Raw genomic sequence first — 16,509 nt, 5'->3', positions numbered from 1 at the left:
GATGCGGCTCAGCCATTGGTCGATAGCATTGCTTGCCCCGGTCCTCGCCGCCTGTTCGCAGGCCGACACTGTTGTGGAACCGGCGGAGACGACCGCCCCTTCGGCCACCTCGCCCGAGCGTAAGGAGGTTGCGGGCCCTGAACGCCATATTCTCGCATTCGGGGACAGCCTGTTCGCCGGTTATGGAGTAGGCCTGACGCATTCCTACCCGACCAAGCTCGAATACGCCCTGCGCGACAAGGGTATCAACGCGATCGTCACCAATGCGGCGGTGTCTGGGGAGACGAGTGCTGCGGGCGCCAAGCGCTTTGCTTTCGCGCTCGATGCGCAGAAGGTGAAGCCGGATCTGATCATGCTCGAGCTGGGAGGCAACGACATGTTGCGCGGTCTCCAGCCCGCGGAAACGCGCGCCAATTTCGCCGCCATGCTGGGCGAAGCGAAGAAGCGCGGCATCCCGGTCCTGCTCATGGGGATGCGTGCGCCGCCGAACTATGGTCCTGAATATCAATCAGAATTCGACAGCCTGTATGGCGACCTCGCCAAGGAATACGGCGCCGCAATCGTGCCCTTCTGGCTCGAGGCGATCTACGAGAAGCCGCAGCTGTTCCAGGCCGACCGCATACACCCGACGATAGAGGGTATAGACCTTCTTGTAGAGGACACGCTGGATGAGGTGCAGGCCGCGCTGCCTCCGGTAAGCTAAAGGCGCTCGACCAGTCCATTTGTGACGCGCCAGGTTGCTGCATCGCCGGCGATGCTCTCGAAAGGCGCAATTTCGGTGCCGGTCATCCAGACTTGTGCGCCGCTCGCTTCCAACTGTTCGAAAAGGGCCGCGCGCCGGACCGGGTCGAGATGCGCGGCGACCTCGTCGAGAAGCAGGATGCTGGCACGGCCCTGCGCCGCGAGGCTGGCATGGGCGAGGGTGATGGCGACGAGCATTGCCTTCTGTTCGCCGGTCGAACTTTGCGCTGCGGGCATGCGCTTGGCGGCGTGGACGACGTCGAGTTCGTCGCGGTGCGGGCCGGATAGGGTGCGCTGCGCCGCGCGGTCGCGGCGGCGACCCTCGTAGAGCGCTTGCGACAAGCCGTCCGCGTGATCAGGCGCACCGGGCACATAGGTCAGGGCAGGGCGGGCGAAGGGTTCGGCCGGCATCTGCGCCAGTCGCACGGCCAGCGCTTCTACCAGCCGCGCGCGGCCAGCCATCAGTGCCGAGCCATGTTCGACCATTTGCGCCTCGATCGCGTCGAGCCATGCGCCGTCGGGCTCGCGCTGGTCGGCGAGCAGGCGGTTGCGTTCGCGCAGTGCGCCCTCGTAGCGCGAGACATGTGCCGCATGCATCGGGTCGAGCGCCAGCGCCATGCGGTCGACAAAGCGTCTGCGGTCGGCGGAAGGGCCCGTGAAAATGCCGTCCATCGCCGGGGTGAGCCAGGTCACGGCCAGCCATTCGCCCAGTCCGACAGCGCTGGCCTCCGCCCTGTTGATGCGCACGCGGCGGCGGCCGGGTTGGGCACTTTCGCTGTAGGTTCCGATGCGCAGGGGCTCGTCCCGCGAGAGGAGGTCGGCTCCCACGGCAAAGCCGTTCGTGGCCCCGCTGCGAACCATGTCCGCCAGCGCTGCCCGACGCAGGCCGCGCCCCGGCGCGAGCAGCGATAGCGCTTCGAGCAAATTGGTCTTCCCGGCTCCGTTCTCACCCACCAGCAGGTTGAAGCGCGCGGTGCCGTCAAGGCCCGTCGCGGCGTGGTTTCTGAAGTCGGAAAGCGAGATGCGGTCGAGCGCCATGGGGTGCCGAGGCGATAGCGTGCAAGGTCTTGCACCGCCACCCGAAAGGGCGAAATCCAAATGTTGGTGAAAATTCCCAACCTTTCGGATCGATGAACAAGCTGCAATCTCGCCGTTAAGGAAAGAATGGCGGATTTCTGCCGTTTTTCGAGTTTGGCACGGCCCATGCAATGTAGTTGGCATCCCCGGATGGTCCGGGAGAAAACATACCAAGGTTCAAGGAGTTACTGAAATGACCGCTTTTGATTATGCCAGCAACCGTGCTCTTGCCGCTGTCTTCGCTTTCGCCGTCTCGGCAGTTTGCATGGCCGCTGCAATCGTCCCCGCCAGCCCCGCTGTCTTCGTCGCCTGAAGCCAGCCGATCAAATCCAAGGAATAGGAAGGAAACAATGTTCAACTCGGAAAACAGCAGCAAGCTTTACGCCGCTGCCTTCTCGCTGGCCCTTTCGGCGATCTTCTTCGCCACGGCCATTGTCCCCGCCTCGCCGAACGGACTTCTGGCATGAACGACCTCAAGTTCCGCGAAAGCGACCACGCCGTCCGCCCGGCATCGAGCTTCCGCCTCGATCGCACCAACGGCAAGCTGATGGGCGTCTGCTCCGGCATCGCCCGCTACTTCGGCATCAACGCCACCTGGGTTCGGCTGGGTTTCGTTGCAGGTACGCTGCTCGGTTTCGGCAGCTTCATCCTGATCTACCTGGCGATCGCACTGATCGCAGACTGACCACGGCCCCGCGCCAACCGTCCCGGTTTTCGTGCCGGCCGTGGCTCACAAAAAAGAAAACCGGGAGGGGCCGTCGTGCCCCTCCTTTGATTCCACCCCCCGGTGAAAATCACATGGCCGAGATACCGCCATCGAGCTTCATCTCGGCGCCGGTCATGAAGCGGCTCTCGTCGCTAGCGAGATAGACCACCGCATTGGCGATATCGTTCGGCTCGCCGACGAACTTCAACGGGATCTGCCGCGCCAGCTTTTCCATCAGCACACCCTTGTCGAGATTGTGATTGCGCGCCGTCCCATCGAGGATCGGCGTGTCGACAAAGGTCGGGTGCACCGAATTGCAGCGGATCTGCATGTTGTTCTTCGCACAATGCAGCGCGATCGACTTGGTCAGCATCCACACCGCCGCCTTGGACGAATTGTAGGCTGGCATGGTGTCGCTGGCGATGAGGCCTGCGATGCTGGATATGTTGACGATCGATCCCGGTGCGTGCTGGCGCATCAGCGGCAGGGCCTTCTGGCAGCCGTGGAAGATCGAATCGACATTGACCGAGAAGCAGCGCTTCCAGTCTTCGAACTTGCAGGTCTCGATATTGCCGCCGACGCCGATCCCGGCATTGTTGACGAGCACGTTGAGCCCGCCGAGTTCTGCATCCGCCGCCTCGACCACACGCTCCCAGTCATCGGGGTTGGTGACGTCGTGCTGGATGCCATAGGCATGGCCCGCGCCCAGTTCCTCGACGATTTCGGCGGCAGTGGCTTCGGCGCCCGCGCCGTTGATGTCGGTGCAAAGGACACGCGCGCCTTCTTCGGCCAGCCTCTTCGCGTGGGCCCGGCCCAGTCCCTGCGCCGCGCCCGTCACTATTGCCAGCTTGCCCGCACACCTGCCTGCCATAACTCTACTCTCCTGCCAGTATCCCTTGTCCCAGCAGCATGAGCATGCGCACGTCGATCCCGCAACCATCGTTGCGCTTCGCGGCGATAAAGTCGGGCAAGGTATCGAGCGCGACGCGATGGACGGTGATGTTCTCGCCCTCGGTGCCGCCGCCTTCGCCGATGCGGGTGAGCCCGGTAGCGCGGACCAACGTGAAGCTTTCGGAGACCATGCCGGGCGAGGAATAGAAGCAGCCCATGTCCTCGAGCCTCTCGGCGCGGTAACCGGTCTCTTCCTCGAGCTCGCGGCCGGCAGCAGTCAGGTCTTCCTCGTCCTCGCCGCCTGCATCGTCGCCGATCAGTCCGGCGGGCAATTCCACGCAGTTGCGGCCCAGCGGAACGCGGAACTGCTCGACCAGAAGGACGTGGCCATCCTCCACGGCCAGGATCACAGCAGCGCGGATGTTGCGGCTGCGCCCGACATACTCCCAGCGGCCGCGCTTCTTGGCGACGACATACTTGCCTTCCCAGACGATCTCCTCGTCCGCGTCGTGGTCGGGGACCGCCATGATCAGACCTCGATCAGCCGGTCGGGAAGTTCGTTCACATCATCCTCGTGACGCGGGAATTCCTGGGCGAGGACCTTGCCGACATCGCGGATGCCGGCGGCGAGCCCTTCCGCCAGGTGGCCCTGTCGAATCTCGGACAGCATGTCGGCCATGGCCTCACCCCAGACCTCGGCCGGGACCTTGAGCGCGATGGGTTCGTCGGCGACGATTTCCGCCCGGTGCTCGCGCATGGAGAGGTAGACGAGCACACCGGTGCGGCCATGCGTGCGCCGCTCCGCACCGACCTTGAAGTGCTTGATCGCTGCATCGCGCACGCGGGCCTTCTTCACCGGGCCGGGGACGAGCAGGAACTTCAATGGCTGCCACAGCTGGATCGCCAGCGTGCCGAAGAACTTGAGCAGGCCGATGCCGATGATGATCGTCATCAGCTGGCCGGGCGTCCAGTCGTGGGTCCACCCGCCCATGAGCCAGTCGAGCTTCGGCAGGTAGAAACTCGGAAAATACGCAAATACGCTCATCGCGGTGAAGGCCACGGCGATCGCCCACCACAGGGCGACGTCGGTGTAGCCATCCGAGCGGTCGGCCAGGACGGTGACGATTTCGCCGCTGGTGTGCAGTTCCGCCTCGGCGACGGCCTTGGACACGATGTCGTGTTCGGCCTCGGTCAGATAGCCCATTTACCAGCCCCCCGAGGCGCCGCCGCCCCCAAAACTTCCGCCGCCGCCGGAGAAGCCGCCACCGCCTCCGCCGCCCCAGCCACCGCCTCCGCCCCAGTCGTCGGAATCGGTTATTCCGCGGGCGATGGCCTTTCCGGCCTCCCACAGGATGATGTCGCCGACCGCCCCGCCGAGGCCGCTGCGATAGCGCCTGCGCCGGCCGCGACCGAACGACGGCAGGATGAAGAAGACGAGAATGAAGATGAACCAGATGATCGCACCGACGGGCACGCCGCCTTCGCTTTGCCGCGCATCGACGCGCTCCTGCGCGACCTTGACGGCCTCTTCGGGCGGCAGTTCGAGCTGGGTGATGATCTGGTCCGCGCCCCAGGCAATGCCCCCTGAAAAGTCTCCGTCGCGGAAGTAGGGCTTCATGCCCTCGATATATTCGAAGGCGAGGCCGTCGGGGATGATCCCCTCCAGCCCATAGCCGACCTCGACGCGCATTTTCTTGTCGTTGGGAGCGACGACAAGCAGCGTGCCATCGTTTTTCTCAGCGCTGCCGATCCCCCAGTGACGGCCTAGCTGATAGCTGTAGTCAGCTATATCGTAGCCCTCGAGACTGTCGATGGTCACCACAACGAATTGCCGACCACCGCTTCTTGCTGCGTAGTCCAGCAGCTTCTGCTCCAGTTGTGCCTCCTCTTCAGGCTTCAGCACGTCCGCTTGATCTACGACCGGCGAATTGTTGAGTTCGGGGAAGTTCTGCGCAGCCAGAGGGGCCGCGAACAGGAGGGCAAGGAGGGTGAGGATAAGCTTCCTCATGCCGCCTTCTCCTGCGATGCGGGCCTGTTGTCGTTCGCCGGAAGCGATGGATACTGTTCCATATGGCGGACCAGTTCTGCGACACCGACGGTCACCCCAGCATCGAAATCTCCGTCCCGGAAATAGGGGGTCATCATGTCGATCACCTCCTTGCAGTAGATGTCGGTGAAAGTGCGCTCGATGCCCTTGCCGACCTCGATCCGTATCTTTCGTTCGTTCAGGGCGATCAGAATCTGCAATCCATCATTCCGCTTTGCGTCGCCCAGTTTCCATGCTCGAGCATACTCCAACGAGAAATCCTCAATTGGATACCCCTCGAGCGAAGCTACGGTCACTACGCCGACCTGCTGCCCGAACTGCTGCTCTGCCCGATCGAGTTGCGCTGTCAGTGCAGCCTCGGTTGACGGCGAGAGGACATTCGCCATGTCACGCACCCGACCGCCTTCCTCGCTGAAGTAGGGGAAGGTCGGTTCGGGTTCGGGCTGGCTGCATCCCATCGTCAGGACTCCCAGCAAGGCCAGGCAGAAGCGCAACACGCGCCGCTCAGTTGGCGACTGCGGCGGGGGCCTCGGTCGCACTGTTGTCGTTGGCTCCGGCGGCAGGTGCTGCAGGAGCGCCGCTGGCGCGCATGTCGAGCTTGGGAGCGACTTCCGCGCCTTCGCTTACGGCTTCGTAGGGCACCATCGGCTTGGCGCCGTGAATGATGTTCGCGCCGATCGTATCCGGGAAGGTACGGATGGTGGTGTTATACTTGCGCACCGCCTCGTTGTAGTCGCGGATGGCCACGCGGATGCGGTTCTCCTGACCTTCGATCTGGGTCATGAAGCGGCCGAAGTTCTCCTGGCTCTTGAGTTCAGGATAGCGCTCGACCGAGACGAGCAGGCGCGACAGCGCACCGCCGAGGGTATTCTGGGCCTGCTGGTACTGCGCCATCTTGGCCGGATCGTTAAGGTCCGCGCCGTCGAGCTTGATCTCGGGGCGGGTGGCGGCGGCACGGGCCGAAATCACGTCGTTGAGCGTCGCGCGCTCCTGCTCGGCCGAGGAGAGGACGATCTGCTCAAGGTTGGGGATGAGGTTGGCGCGTTCCTGGAACGCGGCCTCGACATCGGCCCACTTGGCCTTGGCAGCTTCTTCGTCACGAGGGACCGAATTGATGCCGCAGGCCGACAGCGCAAGGGCTGCGGCAGCGACGATCGTTGCGCGGAATGCGGCGAAGCGGGTCATGGGAGAGTGTCCTTCAATTACGCCTGGGGAGAGAGTGACTGTCTTATCAAGATAGCACGCCTATCGTGCACTTCAAGCTTAACCCGAACTTGTCGAAAACCGGTGGTCGTGTCAGGAAGTGCGCGGGTCGCAAGGGTTAAAGGGGACGTAGGGTGCTAAAAGAATTCAAGGAATTTATCGCGAAGGGCAACGTCATGGAATTGGCGGTTGCCGTGATCATCGGTGCCGCATTCGGCACCATCGTGACATCGCTAACCGACGAAGTGATCATGCCAGTCGTCGGAGCGATTTTCGGCGGGGCCGATTTCTCGAACTACTTCGTGCTCCTCTCGGCCCCGGCCGGATACGAAGGTTCGATGACCGACTATGCGGCGCTCAAGGAAGCTGGCGCGGCGATGATCGGTTACGGTGCTTTCCTGACCGCGGTGATCAACTTCATCATCCTCGCCTTCATCATCTTCCTGCTGGTCCGCTACACCAAGAAGGTGACTGCGGAATTCAGCCACAAGGAACCCGAGGCTCCGGCAGGTCCGACCGAGGTCGAACTGCTCGCCGAAATCCGCGACGAGCTGAAAAAGCGCGCCTGACGCGCGCCGCCAACGGCCGCTCACTTCACATTAAGACCGGCATCGCTATATAGGCGGTGCCGGTTTCGGCCGGCTATGGCGATAAACTGCGCCGTGTAATAGGTACAACGGACCCGGGGGCAGTACCCGGCGGCTCCACCATAACCCGCTGTAATTGGCGGTTTTTGACGGGGCCGAACCAGGATCGACGTGTGCTGAAAGACGGTGTTTTTGCCCGGGCTGAGTAACCCGCATAAGGCTCACAACACACAAGTGCCAACGATAACGAAGCACTCGCTCTCGCAGCGTAATCTGACGGGCTAACGCCCTGATCTTACAAAGCTAAAGCGCGGTTGGACCCACCGGGCAACAGAAGCGGATTCCGGGGCTCCGAGGGTAGCTAGCAACAGAAACCCTCACCTTACTTTTCACGCTCTTCGGACGGCATAGGAGGGGTGGAAAGCGGACGCACGCTAAATGCGATAGAGTGTCACGAAACGCGAACACTCCACATCCCATGACGTGTCCGCGTCGATGAGGGAGATTTCGGTGTCGTAGCGGGCGCATAGCTCCTGTGTAGCCTCTGCAGTCCGCACGATCGCCTCGGCAGATTTCTCAATATGCACCTTGGCATAGAGAATTCCGCAGTCCCATCCGTCCGTGTTCACCCATCCGCGAGCGTCCAGGGCTTCGGCAAGCTGGCGCAGCTTCTCAGGCATACCATCAAGGTAGAAAGTCAGCCACAGTTGGTCGCCTCTGAATTCGGCAGATGATTGGACCTCCGAGAAGTTCCTACGGATCTGTTCATCGAGAGAAGGTGGCTGGGACACGTCTCACTATATCACGCCAACGGCTCTTGTCCGCAATCAGGTCGCCATCGACCACTAGCTATCGGAAGACTCTTCCACCGCCTTCGCCGCTTCCTGCTCGTACCGGATCGCGTCGAGGATCTTTGCGCCGCCGAGGAACACTGCACCGGCTGTGGCTGCGAACAGCAGGTAGCCGCCGAACCCCGGATACTGCGTGGTGTAATGCGCACCGCGGGTCATGGCGCCCAAGGCCAGGGCGTAGATGATCAGATACGCTTCGAAGCGCGTCTTGATCACGAACAGCCTTTTGACCTTCTTCCACACGTTCCTGCGGTCTCCTTGTTTAACCTTTCGGACTGCAAATCCCGTGCCATCAACGATGTGCTGCGGGGTCCGGTGGTTAACGCAAGGAGAAGTGTAAGACCGCCCGACGAATGGTGTCCAGCGTGTTAACCACGCCGTCTCGGAATTAGGCAAGTTCGTCCAAGGACAGGACAGAAAGCAACGCCTCGCGCGCTTCAATCACTGTCTTTGCAAGGGCTTGGCTGCCGATATCGGACGGGTCGATCTGTTCGGGCCACATCTCTGCGATCACCGATTCGATGCGATCCGCGCGCGCCTCGTCGAGCATGAAGCGGCCATCGACCGTGGCGGGATCGGCGACCACGCGCAGGCGCAGGCAGGCGGGACCGCCGCCATTGGCCATCGACTGGCGCACATCGACCGGAATGACCTGGCGGATCGGGCCGTTCGAGGCGATCATGCTCTCGCACCAGCCCCATACGGCGGTGTTGTCCTGGCACTCGCTCGGCACAACCAAGGCCATCTCGCCAGAGGGCAGGGTGAGCAGCTGCGCGTTGAAGAGATAGGACTTGATCGCATCGGCGAGGCTGACTGCGCTGTCGGGCACTTCGACCACTTCGAGCGCGGGGAAGGCGGCGCGGATCGCGTCATAGGCACCCTGCCGGTCGGCAAAGGCGCGCTCGTGGGTGAACAGCACGCGCTCGTTGGCGACGGAGACCACGTCATTGTGGAACGCGCCGGCCTCGATCGCCTCGGGGTTCTGCTCGATGAAGACGCAGGCCGCCGGGTCGAGGCCGTGGAGGCGCGCGACCGCACGACTGGCCTGCTCGTGCTGGCGAGCGGGAAAGCGCCCACCGGGGCGGCCATAGACGAAGACTTCGACGCCCTTCGATCCGTGGCCTTCACAAAAGCGCATGTGGTTGGCCGCGCCTTCGTCACCGAAGGTCGGCGGGATCGCGTCATGGACTGCGAAGTGGCGCTCATCGCCAAAGGCGATCTTCAGCTGCGCCTGCGTGTCGCGCCATTCCTGCGCGCGGTGGATCATGGTGACGAGGTTCGCAGGGGTCAGGTGGCAGCGCCCGTCCACCGTATCGGGGGCGGGGCTGACAGTCGCCGCATTGGCGGTCCACATCGAGCTGGCCGACCATGCGGCCGCGAGCAGGGCGCGGTCGTTTTGCGGATCGACTGCGAGTTCGCGCAGCAAGCCGTAGTTTGGACGCGGCAAGGGAAGCAGGTAGCCCTGCGCCAACCCGCGCTCCATATTGCCGCGCATCTTGGCGACGCCCTGCAGCGCCGCTGCGCGCGGATAGCTGGGGTCTCCCTTGTGGCTCGCGCTGGCGATATTGCCGAGGCTGAGGCCCGCGTAATTGTGCGACGGGCCGACGATGCCGTCGAAATTGATCTCGACGAGCTTGCTCATCGCGCCACGCTCCAGACTTCGTCGCCTTCGCCGACGCCAAGAGCCCTGGCGCAATTGGCGTCGATCGCGACCGTTCCGTCATCGCGCATTTCGCGCAGGCCATAGGCGCAGCGGAACTTGTCGAGATGCCCGGTGGCGATGAGGGCCTTCTCGCCGCTTTCGAGATCGGTCGACACAAGCTTCGCCGCCACTGCCTCGCGGATGCTTTTCACCTGGTCGGTGCGTGCAGTCATGGTCGGACCGCCGTCGAAAATGTCGACATAGCCTTCGGCAGCAAAGCCCTCGTTCTCGAGCATCCGCATCGCCGCACGTCCGGTCGGATGCGGCACGCCGATGACCTTGCGTGCCTCGCTGTTGAGCATGGCGACATAGACCGGGTGCTTGGGCATCAAGTCGGCGATGAACTGGTTGCCGTTGATCGCGTTGAAATAATCGGCTTCCTGAAAGCCCATGCCGAAGAAACGGCCCGCGACACCGTCCCAGAAGGGCGATCCGCCGCGGTCGTCGATCACGCCGCGCAGTTCGGCGAGGATACGGTCGGCAAAGCGCTTCCGGTGCATCGCGACGAAGAGGTAACGGCTGCGCGCGAGCAGCAGGCCGAGACCGCCTGCGCGGGCTGCGGGGTGGAGGAACAGCCCGCCGACTTCGGACGAACCTTCGAGATCGGTGACGAGGCTCAGCAGTTCGGCGCGCACGGTGCGGTCGAGTTCCTGGCTGTGCTGGGTCAACGTGTTGAGGCGATAGGAATAGAACGGCCACTGCTGGCCGACCATGCTCATCAGCTGGCAGGTGCCGCGCACCTCGCCGGTCTCGCTATCTTCCAGGATGAGGACGAACTGGTCGTCGCCGATGGTATCGTCGTCGCGTCCGAAAGCGGCCGCGGCCCGTTCCAGCTTGCGTGCGAGTGCGGCGCGGTCGGCGGGCAGGTTGGTGAAGCCGCCACCGGTCAGCTTGGCCATTTCGTAAAGGTGTTCGAGGTCGCCCGTATTGGCGGCACGAAGGCGGAAGGTCACAAATGGTCTCCGGTGGAAAGCCTCGTGAGGACGAGGGCGGACAGCGCCGCGCGCTCCCTCAGCGAAGGGACGATCATGAACTCGTCGGGTGAATGGATCGCACCGCCGCGCACACCCATGGTGTCGACCACGGGCACGCCGCAGGCGGCGATGTTGTTGCCGTCGCAGACACCGCCGCTGGGAATCCAGCCGATGGTCTGGCCCAGTGCTGCGCCGCAATCGCGGACAAGATCGAACAGGCGCTGCGCCTTTTCATCGACCGGCTTGGGCGGGCGGGTGACGCCGCCGTGGCGATGGACGCCGACCTCGTGCTGCGCCTTGATCGCGGCAAGGACGGCATCGAGCTGCGCGTCGAAGCGGTTCATCGCCTCGGTCGACTTGGGACGGATGTTGAAGCGCAGCACGGCAAGGTCGGGCACGACATTGTTTGCCGAGCCGCCCTCGATCTTGGCCGGGTTCACGGTGATGTCGTCGGTGGCCAGCGCAGCGATCCGCAGGACGAGGTCGGATGCGGCGACCACGGCATTGCGCCCCTCGTGCGGGTTGCGTCCAGCGTGTGCCGAGCGGCCGTGGATGGTGATCGAGTAATTGCCCGTGCCGCCGCGCGCGTGGGCCAGCGTCCCGTCGGGCAGGGCGGAGGGTTCGTAGGTCAGCGCGGCATATTTCCCGCGCGCGAGCTCCTCGATGAGGCCGCGGCTGGCGAGGCTGCCGGTTTCCTCGTCCGAATTGATCATCACATCATAGCCGACGCGGTCCGAACCCTCGACCGTCTCGAACAGCTTCAATGCGTGCAAGATGACGTCGAGCCCGCCCTTCATGTCCGCAGTGCCGGGGCCGTTGAGCGTGTCGTCGTCAAGCCAGCCGACCTGCTGGAAAGGGTGGTCGACGGGGAAAACCGTGTCCATGTGCCCGGTCAAAACGAAGCGTCGCTCTGCCTGGGGGCGTACCCGCAGGACCATGTGGCGGCCATGGGGCTTCTCGAACTCGTGGCCGTCCGCCGAAATCGCGGTGACGGGTGCGGGGTCGACCAGCTCGACCGCGCCGGGCAGGGCGGAGAAGGCATCGGCCAGCACGCCGGCCATCGTGTCGAGCCCGGCGATGTTGGCGGTGCCGGTGTTGATTGCCGCCCACTCCTGCACTTCGCGCAGCATGGCATCGCCGTCCACGGCGTCGAGCAGGGCTTGCGGGGCGCTATCCGGTTTCATCGGCAACGGTCTCTACGCTTCGCCGCGCCCGAGTCCACCCCTCGGCCATTTGGCGAGGTTGCAAAGCGGTGGATGCTTGGTATGGGGATGCCTCCTCCCCGGGACCGACATTGCCATTCGCTTACCCAACGAGGAGTTCCATGACCGAATATGTGACGCGCGCCGGTATCGAGACCGATCCGCAGCTGGCTGCCTTCATCGAAACCGAAGTGCTTGGGCCGCTGGGGCGCGACGTCGATGCCTTCTGGCAGGGATTCGCCGCTCTGCTGGGCGAGTTTGCCCCGCGCAATGCCGCGCTGCTGGCCAGGCGCGATGACCTCCAGGCGCAGATCGATGCATGGCACGTTGCGCGCAAGGGCCAGCCAATCGACCAGGGCGAGTACCAAGCCTTCCTGCGCGAGATCGGCTACCTCGTGCCCGAGCCGGGCGATTTCACCATCGGCACGCAGAACGTCGATGCGGAGATCGCGACCATGGCGGGGCCGCAGCTGGTGGTGCCGATCCTCAACGCGCGCTTCCTTTTGAATGCCGCCAACGCGCGCTGGGGCAGCCTCTACGATGCCTTCTATGGCACCGATGCGCTCGACGCACCGCCCGCGCGGCCCGGCGGCTATGACGAGGAGCGCGGCGCGGCGGTGATCGCTGCGGGCCGCAAGTTCCTCGACGAGGCGTTGCCGCTGGTCGGCCAGAGCTGGGCCGACATCGCCGACGAGCACGACGGCAAGCTCAAGGACGAGAGCCAGTATGTCGGCAAGACTGCGAAGGGCCTGCTGTTCCGCCAGAACGGCCTTCACATCGAGGTCCAGTTCGACCGCGAAAGCCCGATCGGCAAGACCGACAGGGCGGGCATCTCCGATATCGTCCTCGAAGCCGCGCTGACGACCATCGCGGACTGCGAGGATTCCGTCGCAGCTGTCGATGCCGAGGACAAGCTGCTCGCCTATTCGAACTGGCTCGGCGTCATTCGCGGCGACCTGTCGGAAAGCTTCGAGAAGGGCGGACGGACGCTGACCCGCACGCTGGCCGGCGACAAGGACTACACCGCGCCCGACGGCAGCGCGCACAGCCTGCCCGGCCGCAGCCTGATGTTCGTCCGCAATGTGGGACACCTGATGACCAATCCGGCGATGCGCTGGGATCTCAGGGAAATCCCCGAAGGCATCCTTGACGCGGTTATCACCAGCGCAATCGGCGCGCACGACGTTGCGGGCCTCGGCAAGTTCGGCAATTCGCGCCGCGGTTCGATCTACATCGTGAAGCCCAAGATGCACGGGCCGGAAGAGTGCGGTTTCACCAACGACCTGTTCGACGCGGTGGAGGACCTGCTCGGCCTGCCGCGCCACACGATCAAGGTCGGCGTGATGGACGAGGAGCGCCGCACTTCGGCCAACCTTGCCGCCTGCATCCATGCGGTGAAGGACCGCATCGTCTTCATCAACACCGGTTTCCTCGACCGCACGGGCGACGAGATCCACACCTCGATGCGGGCCGGTCCGATGCTGCGCAAGGGCGCGATGAAGACCAGCACTTGGCTCACCGCATATGAGAAGCGCAATGTCGGCATCGGCCTCAAGCACGGCCTTTCGGGCAAGGCGCAGATCGGCAAGGGCATGTGGGCCGCACCCGATCTGATGGGCCAGATGATGGTCGAGAAGATCGGCCACCTGCGCGCAGGCGCCAACACCGCCTGGGTTCCGTCACCCACCGCCGCTACGCTCCACGCGATTCACTATCACCGCGAGGACGTGTTCGCGATCCAGCAGGGCCTCGGCGACATCCCTCCGCTCGACAAGTTGCTCTCGATCCCGCTGGCCGACGGCGTGAACTGGTCGGCGGAGGAAATCCGCGAGGAACTCGACAACAATTGCCAGGGCCTGCTCGGCTACGTGGTGCGCTGGATCGACCAGGGCGTCGGCTGCTCAAAGGTGCCCGACATCAACGACGTCGGACTGATGGAAGACCGTGCGACGCTGCGCATTTCCAGCCAGCACATCGCCAACTGGCTGCTCCACGGGGTGATTTCCGAGGAGCAGGTGATGGAATCGCTGCGCCGCATGGCCGCCAAGGTGGACGGGCAGAACGCGGGCGACCCGTTCTACGAGCCGCTGCTGGCGAACGAGGACGGCGCCGCCTTCAGCGCGGCGAAGGACCTTATCTTCAAGGGTGTCGAGCAGCCGAGCGGCTACACCGAACCGCTGCTCCACGCCTGGCGGAGGCGCAAGAAGGCGGGGGGCTGACCCCCGCCGACCGGCGTTATTCGGGCATTCCCGACAGTCCGCTGGCCTTGCGCAGCGCGTCGCCCGAGAGGCGGTAGCCGTCGAGGAAGACGGTCTCCACCTTGCGCAGCTTGCCGATGTCCTGCGACACGTCGCCATCGACGAGGACGAGGTTGGCGACCTTGCCTTCGGTCACCGAGCCGAAATCCTTGTCCATGCCGGTCAGGCGGGCAGGGATGATCGTAGCGGTCTGCAGGGCCTCGGCGTTGGTCAGGCCGGCGTCCTCGTACAGTTCGAGTTCGCGCACGAGTTCGAGGCCCCAGCCATCGGTCCCGGCGACGATCGGTGCACCCGCCTTGTGCAGCTTCCCGACGAGCTGGACCATCTTGTCGAAACTCTTGCGGAAGTCATCGCGCGTGAGGCCGTCGAACAGCGGATATCCGGAAATCTTCCAGCTACGCGCAACGCCCGGAGGGGCGACCTTGGCGAAGGGCGCGTATTCGGGCGCAAGTTCGGACCCGTCGGAGGTCATCAGGGGCTCCCACACGGTTAGCGTCGGGTCGATATAGGTCCCGCGCTCGCCGAGCTCCTTGTAGAATTCCATCATCTCGGGCGAAGAGAGGTCGACGTCCTTGCCATACTTGGCGGGACCCTCGAGCCGCGCGGCAGTGTTCGACTTGTCGACCACCTCCTGCGGCATGGCCTGCATCATGATGAAGTTGATGTGCGTGACCTCGTCATAGCCTGCGCGAACCGCCTCGAGCGGCCGCATCCCGGCAGGGATATGGCCGTGGACGTGGAGGCCGAGCTTGTGTGCCTCTGCCGCAGCCGGTGCGATCCAGGCAGGCGTCATCGAAGTGTAGAACTTCACCCCCCACATTCCCGCATCCTTGATCTTGTGAACGGCCGCGATCGCTTCGTCGAGGGATGACACCGTGATCGAGCCCTGCGCAGCAAGCGGATCCTTGCGGTCGACGATGATCGAGGTTTCGCCTTCGGGTGCGAGCAATTCACCCGCGGCGCGGCGCGTCACCAGGCTGATCGTCTCGTCGATCTCCGAGCCGGGGCTACGATAGTTGGTCATTCCCGTCGCGACGTTCTGCAACAGGTTCCAGTCGTCGCCGCCGGTGTGGCGATGCGCATCCCACAGGCCCGGGACCAGCGTCTTGCCCTTGCCGTCGATGACGGTCGCAAGCTTGGAGGCCTTGACCGTTCCCGCGGCGCCGACCTTGGCGATCTTGCCGTCGGCGATCAGCACGGAACGACCGGTGAGGTAAGTGCCCGCGAGCGAATCGAACACGGTGACGTTGTCGACCAGGGTCGGCGTCTTGTTGGCCGGGGTCAGGAAGCTGTTGGCGACCTCCTTGACCATTGCGGCGGTCGCCTTGTCGGAGATGTCCTTGAGCTTGAGTGCATTGGCCTCGTATCCCGCAGGCAGCAGCGACATGCCTCCGGCGAAACCGAAGAAAGAGCCATCCGCCCTGATCCAGAAGGGCGAGGGCGAAAAGCCGTAGCCGGTGACAAAGGCAAGCTTGACCGTCTCGGTCCCGTTCGGACCCTCGACCTGCGCCTCGTCGCTGACCCTTGCGACGGCATGACCCGACGGAAGAAGGTCGATACCATTGCTCCCTGCCGCAAGCAGCGCGGCAAGGTCCTGCTCCCCCGCGAGCCATGGACCGCCGTAGGATGAGTAGCGCTTGCCCTCGATGTGCGCGTGGCCCTCGTCCACCGAGCTCTTCCAATGCGCGATGCCATCCGCATCGACAAAGAAGGTTTCGCTCGCATCACCGGTATCGGTGAAACCGCGAATGTCGATCTTGACCGGTGTTCCGTCGGGCCCGTTGACGATGGTCTGGTCCGTTTCAGTAATCCAGCCGCGCAGGTTCATCGACATGCGATAAGCGGTCGCACCCTCCGCCGTTTCCCAGGCCCAGATGTCACCATGCTTGCCGCCACTCGAGGTAATCGTGAAGTGGCGCGCGCCATCGGGCGCGACCATCAGGTCTTCCTTCTTGGCAGGCTCTGCCAGTGCGGCAGTCGAAAGGCTGGTGGTAACGGTGAACGCAAGCAGCGATGCCGCAAGGAATTTGCGCATGGACTCGACTCCCTCCCAATAGGACCGCCGAGGGAGTGGCACTGCAATGCAGCCTCCGCAATTACTTAAGCTACATGCTACCTCGCATTAGTCGCGGGCAAGCCCGTGATCGGGCCTCTCCTGACGCCGATTGGGAAACCATCGGCAATCCGTCGTGCCTCCATCATGGTCGCGGGAGCCATGGGCATTCACCTTCTCGGTCAAACGAGGAGAAGCGTGATGTCAAAGGGTTCAA

19 protein-coding genes and 1 other RNA gene are annotated in these 16,509 nt (G+C 63.8%); 7 read left to right on the top strand and 13 right to left on the bottom strand.

The window, feature by feature from the left end:
* The first annotated feature begins 1 nt into the window (after nt 1).
* Nucleotides 2-703, top strand: a complete 702-nt coding sequence (locus RAM60_RS08770) for an arylesterase (protein WP_369027088.1) — start codon at nt 2-4, stop codon at nt 701-703.
* On the opposite strand, the gene recF is transcribed toward RAM60_RS08770, so the two are convergent.
* Complete coding sequence (gene recF, locus RAM60_RS08765) at nt 700-1,779, bottom strand: DNA replication/repair protein RecF (RefSeq protein ID WP_369027089.1); 1,080 nt, start codon at nt 1,777-1,779, stop codon at nt 700-702. The two genes, RAM60_RS08770 and recF, sit on opposite strands and share 4 nt — an antisense overlap.
* A gap of 232 nt (nt 1,780-2,011) precedes the next feature.
* Between recF and RAM60_RS08760 the strand changes: the two genes are divergently transcribed.
* The 3 genes from RAM60_RS08760 to RAM60_RS08750 are packed head-to-tail and all read left to right on the top strand — an operon-like array spanning nt 2,012 to nt 2,503.
* Nucleotides 2,012-2,131 carry a recombination protein F gene (locus RAM60_RS08760; RefSeq protein WP_369027090.1) on the top strand — a complete coding sequence of 40 codons (120 nt, stop codon included), beginning with the start codon at nt 2,012-2,014 and terminating at the stop codon, nt 2,129-2,131.
* A gap of 37 nt (nt 2,132-2,168) precedes the next feature.
* On the top strand, nt 2,169-2,285 hold the full coding sequence (locus RAM60_RS08755) for a recombination protein F (RefSeq protein ID WP_510639606.1): 117 nt from the start codon (nt 2,169-2,171) through the stop codon (nt 2,283-2,285).
* On the top strand, nt 2,282-2,503 hold the full coding sequence (locus RAM60_RS08750; RefSeq protein WP_200981001.1) for a PspC domain-containing protein: 222 nt from the start codon (nt 2,282-2,284) through the stop codon (nt 2,501-2,503). Before RAM60_RS08755 ends, RAM60_RS08750 begins: the two co-directional genes overlap by 4 nt.
* 109 nt (nt 2,504-2,612) lie before the next feature.
* On the opposite strand, the gene RAM60_RS08745 is transcribed toward RAM60_RS08750, so the two are convergent.
* The 6 genes from RAM60_RS08745 to RAM60_RS08720 are packed head-to-tail and all read right to left on the bottom strand — an operon-like array spanning nt 2,613 to nt 6,647.
* Nucleotides 2,613-3,395, bottom strand: coding sequence for an SDR family oxidoreductase (locus RAM60_RS08745; protein WP_369027091.1), 783 nt, complete (start codon nt 3,393-3,395; stop codon nt 2,613-2,615).
* A 4-nt stretch (nt 3,396-3,399) separates the two neighbouring features.
* Nucleotides 3,400-3,942, bottom strand: coding sequence for an NUDIX hydrolase (locus tag RAM60_RS08740; RefSeq protein ID WP_369027092.1), 543 nt, complete (start codon nt 3,940-3,942; stop codon nt 3,400-3,402).
* A 2-nt stretch (nt 3,943-3,944) separates the two neighbouring features.
* Complete coding sequence (locus RAM60_RS08735) at nt 3,945-4,619, bottom strand: TPM domain-containing protein (RefSeq protein WP_369027093.1); 675 nt, start codon at nt 4,617-4,619, stop codon at nt 3,945-3,947.
* Complete coding sequence (locus RAM60_RS08730; protein ID WP_369027094.1) at nt 4,620-5,423, bottom strand: TPM domain-containing protein; 804 nt, start codon at nt 5,421-5,423, stop codon at nt 4,620-4,622. It lies immediately after the preceding gene.
* Nucleotides 5,420-5,959: a TPM domain-containing protein gene (locus RAM60_RS08725; protein ID WP_510639602.1), complete on the bottom strand. Its 540-nt coding sequence runs from the start codon at nt 5,957-5,959 to the stop codon at nt 5,420-5,422. Before RAM60_RS08725 ends, RAM60_RS08730 begins: the two co-directional genes overlap by 4 nt.
* Nucleotides 5,960-5,966: 7 nt before the next feature.
* Nucleotides 5,967-6,647, bottom strand: coding sequence for a LemA family protein (locus RAM60_RS08720; RefSeq protein WP_369027096.1), 681 nt, complete (start codon nt 6,645-6,647; stop codon nt 5,967-5,969).
* Nucleotides 6,648-6,799: 152 nt separating this feature from the next.
* Here RAM60_RS08720 and mscL point away from each other — a divergent pair, with 152 nt between their 5' ends.
* Together mscL and ssrA are read left to right on the top strand one after the other, a co-directional pair.
* Complete coding sequence (mscL, locus tag RAM60_RS08715; protein WP_369027097.1) at nt 6,800-7,234, top strand: large conductance mechanosensitive channel protein MscL; 435 nt, start codon at nt 6,800-6,802, stop codon at nt 7,232-7,234.
* A 20-nt stretch (nt 7,235-7,254) separates the two neighbouring features.
* Nucleotides 7,255-7,597: a transfer-messenger RNA gene (gene ssrA, locus RAM60_RS08710) on the top strand.
* A gap of 89 nt (nt 7,598-7,686) precedes the next feature.
* Here ssrA and RAM60_RS08705 read toward each other — a convergent pair.
* From RAM60_RS08705 to RAM60_RS08685, 5 genes are all read right to left on the bottom strand, one after another.
* Nucleotides 7,687-7,932, bottom strand: coding sequence for a hypothetical protein (locus RAM60_RS08705; protein WP_369027098.1), 246 nt, complete (start codon nt 7,930-7,932; stop codon nt 7,687-7,689).
* Between the two features lie 165 nt (nt 7,933-8,097).
* Complete coding sequence (locus tag RAM60_RS08700; RefSeq protein WP_369027099.1) at nt 8,098-8,346, bottom strand: hypothetical protein; 249 nt, start codon at nt 8,344-8,346, stop codon at nt 8,098-8,100.
* A 145-nt stretch (nt 8,347-8,491) separates the two neighbouring features.
* The gene (locus RAM60_RS08695) at nt 8,492-9,745 is read right to left on the bottom strand and encodes an N-succinylarginine dihydrolase (protein ID WP_369027100.1); all 1,254 of its coding nucleotides are present in this window, start codon (nt 9,743-9,745) and stop codon (nt 8,492-8,494) included.
* Nucleotides 9,742-10,758, bottom strand: coding sequence for an arginine N-succinyltransferase (gene astA / locus RAM60_RS08690; protein WP_369027101.1), 1,017 nt, complete (start codon nt 10,756-10,758; stop codon nt 9,742-9,744). Before astA ends, RAM60_RS08695 begins: the two co-directional genes overlap by 4 nt.
* Entirely contained in the window at nt 10,755-11,963 is a 1,209-nt protein-coding gene (locus RAM60_RS08685; RefSeq protein ID WP_369027102.1) for a hydrolase, read from the bottom strand. Before RAM60_RS08685 ends, astA begins: the two co-directional genes overlap by 4 nt.
* Nucleotides 11,964-12,103: 140 nt before the next feature.
* On the opposite strand from RAM60_RS08685, the gene RAM60_RS08680 reads away from it, so the two are divergent.
* Nucleotides 12,104-14,200 (top strand): malate synthase G, encoded by a 2,097-nt coding sequence (locus RAM60_RS08680; protein ID WP_369027103.1) that lies wholly within the window; start codon nt 12,104-12,106, stop codon nt 14,198-14,200.
* A 16-nt stretch (nt 14,201-14,216) separates the two neighbouring features.
* Here RAM60_RS08680 and RAM60_RS08675 read toward each other — a convergent pair whose 3' ends face one another.
* A complete protein-coding gene (locus tag RAM60_RS08675) occupies nt 14,217-16,274 on the bottom strand; it encodes an amidohydrolase family protein (RefSeq protein WP_369027104.1) in 2,058 nt (685 codons plus the stop codon).
* Between the last annotated feature and the right edge of the window lie 235 nt (nt 16,275-16,509).

The organism is Qipengyuania sp. RANM35 (assembly GCF_041021145.2).
Classification (GTDB): Bacteria; Pseudomonadota; Alphaproteobacteria; order Sphingomonadales; family Sphingomonadaceae; genus Qipengyuania; species Qipengyuania soli.
This window is presented reverse-complemented; position numbering and strand designations above follow the sequence as displayed.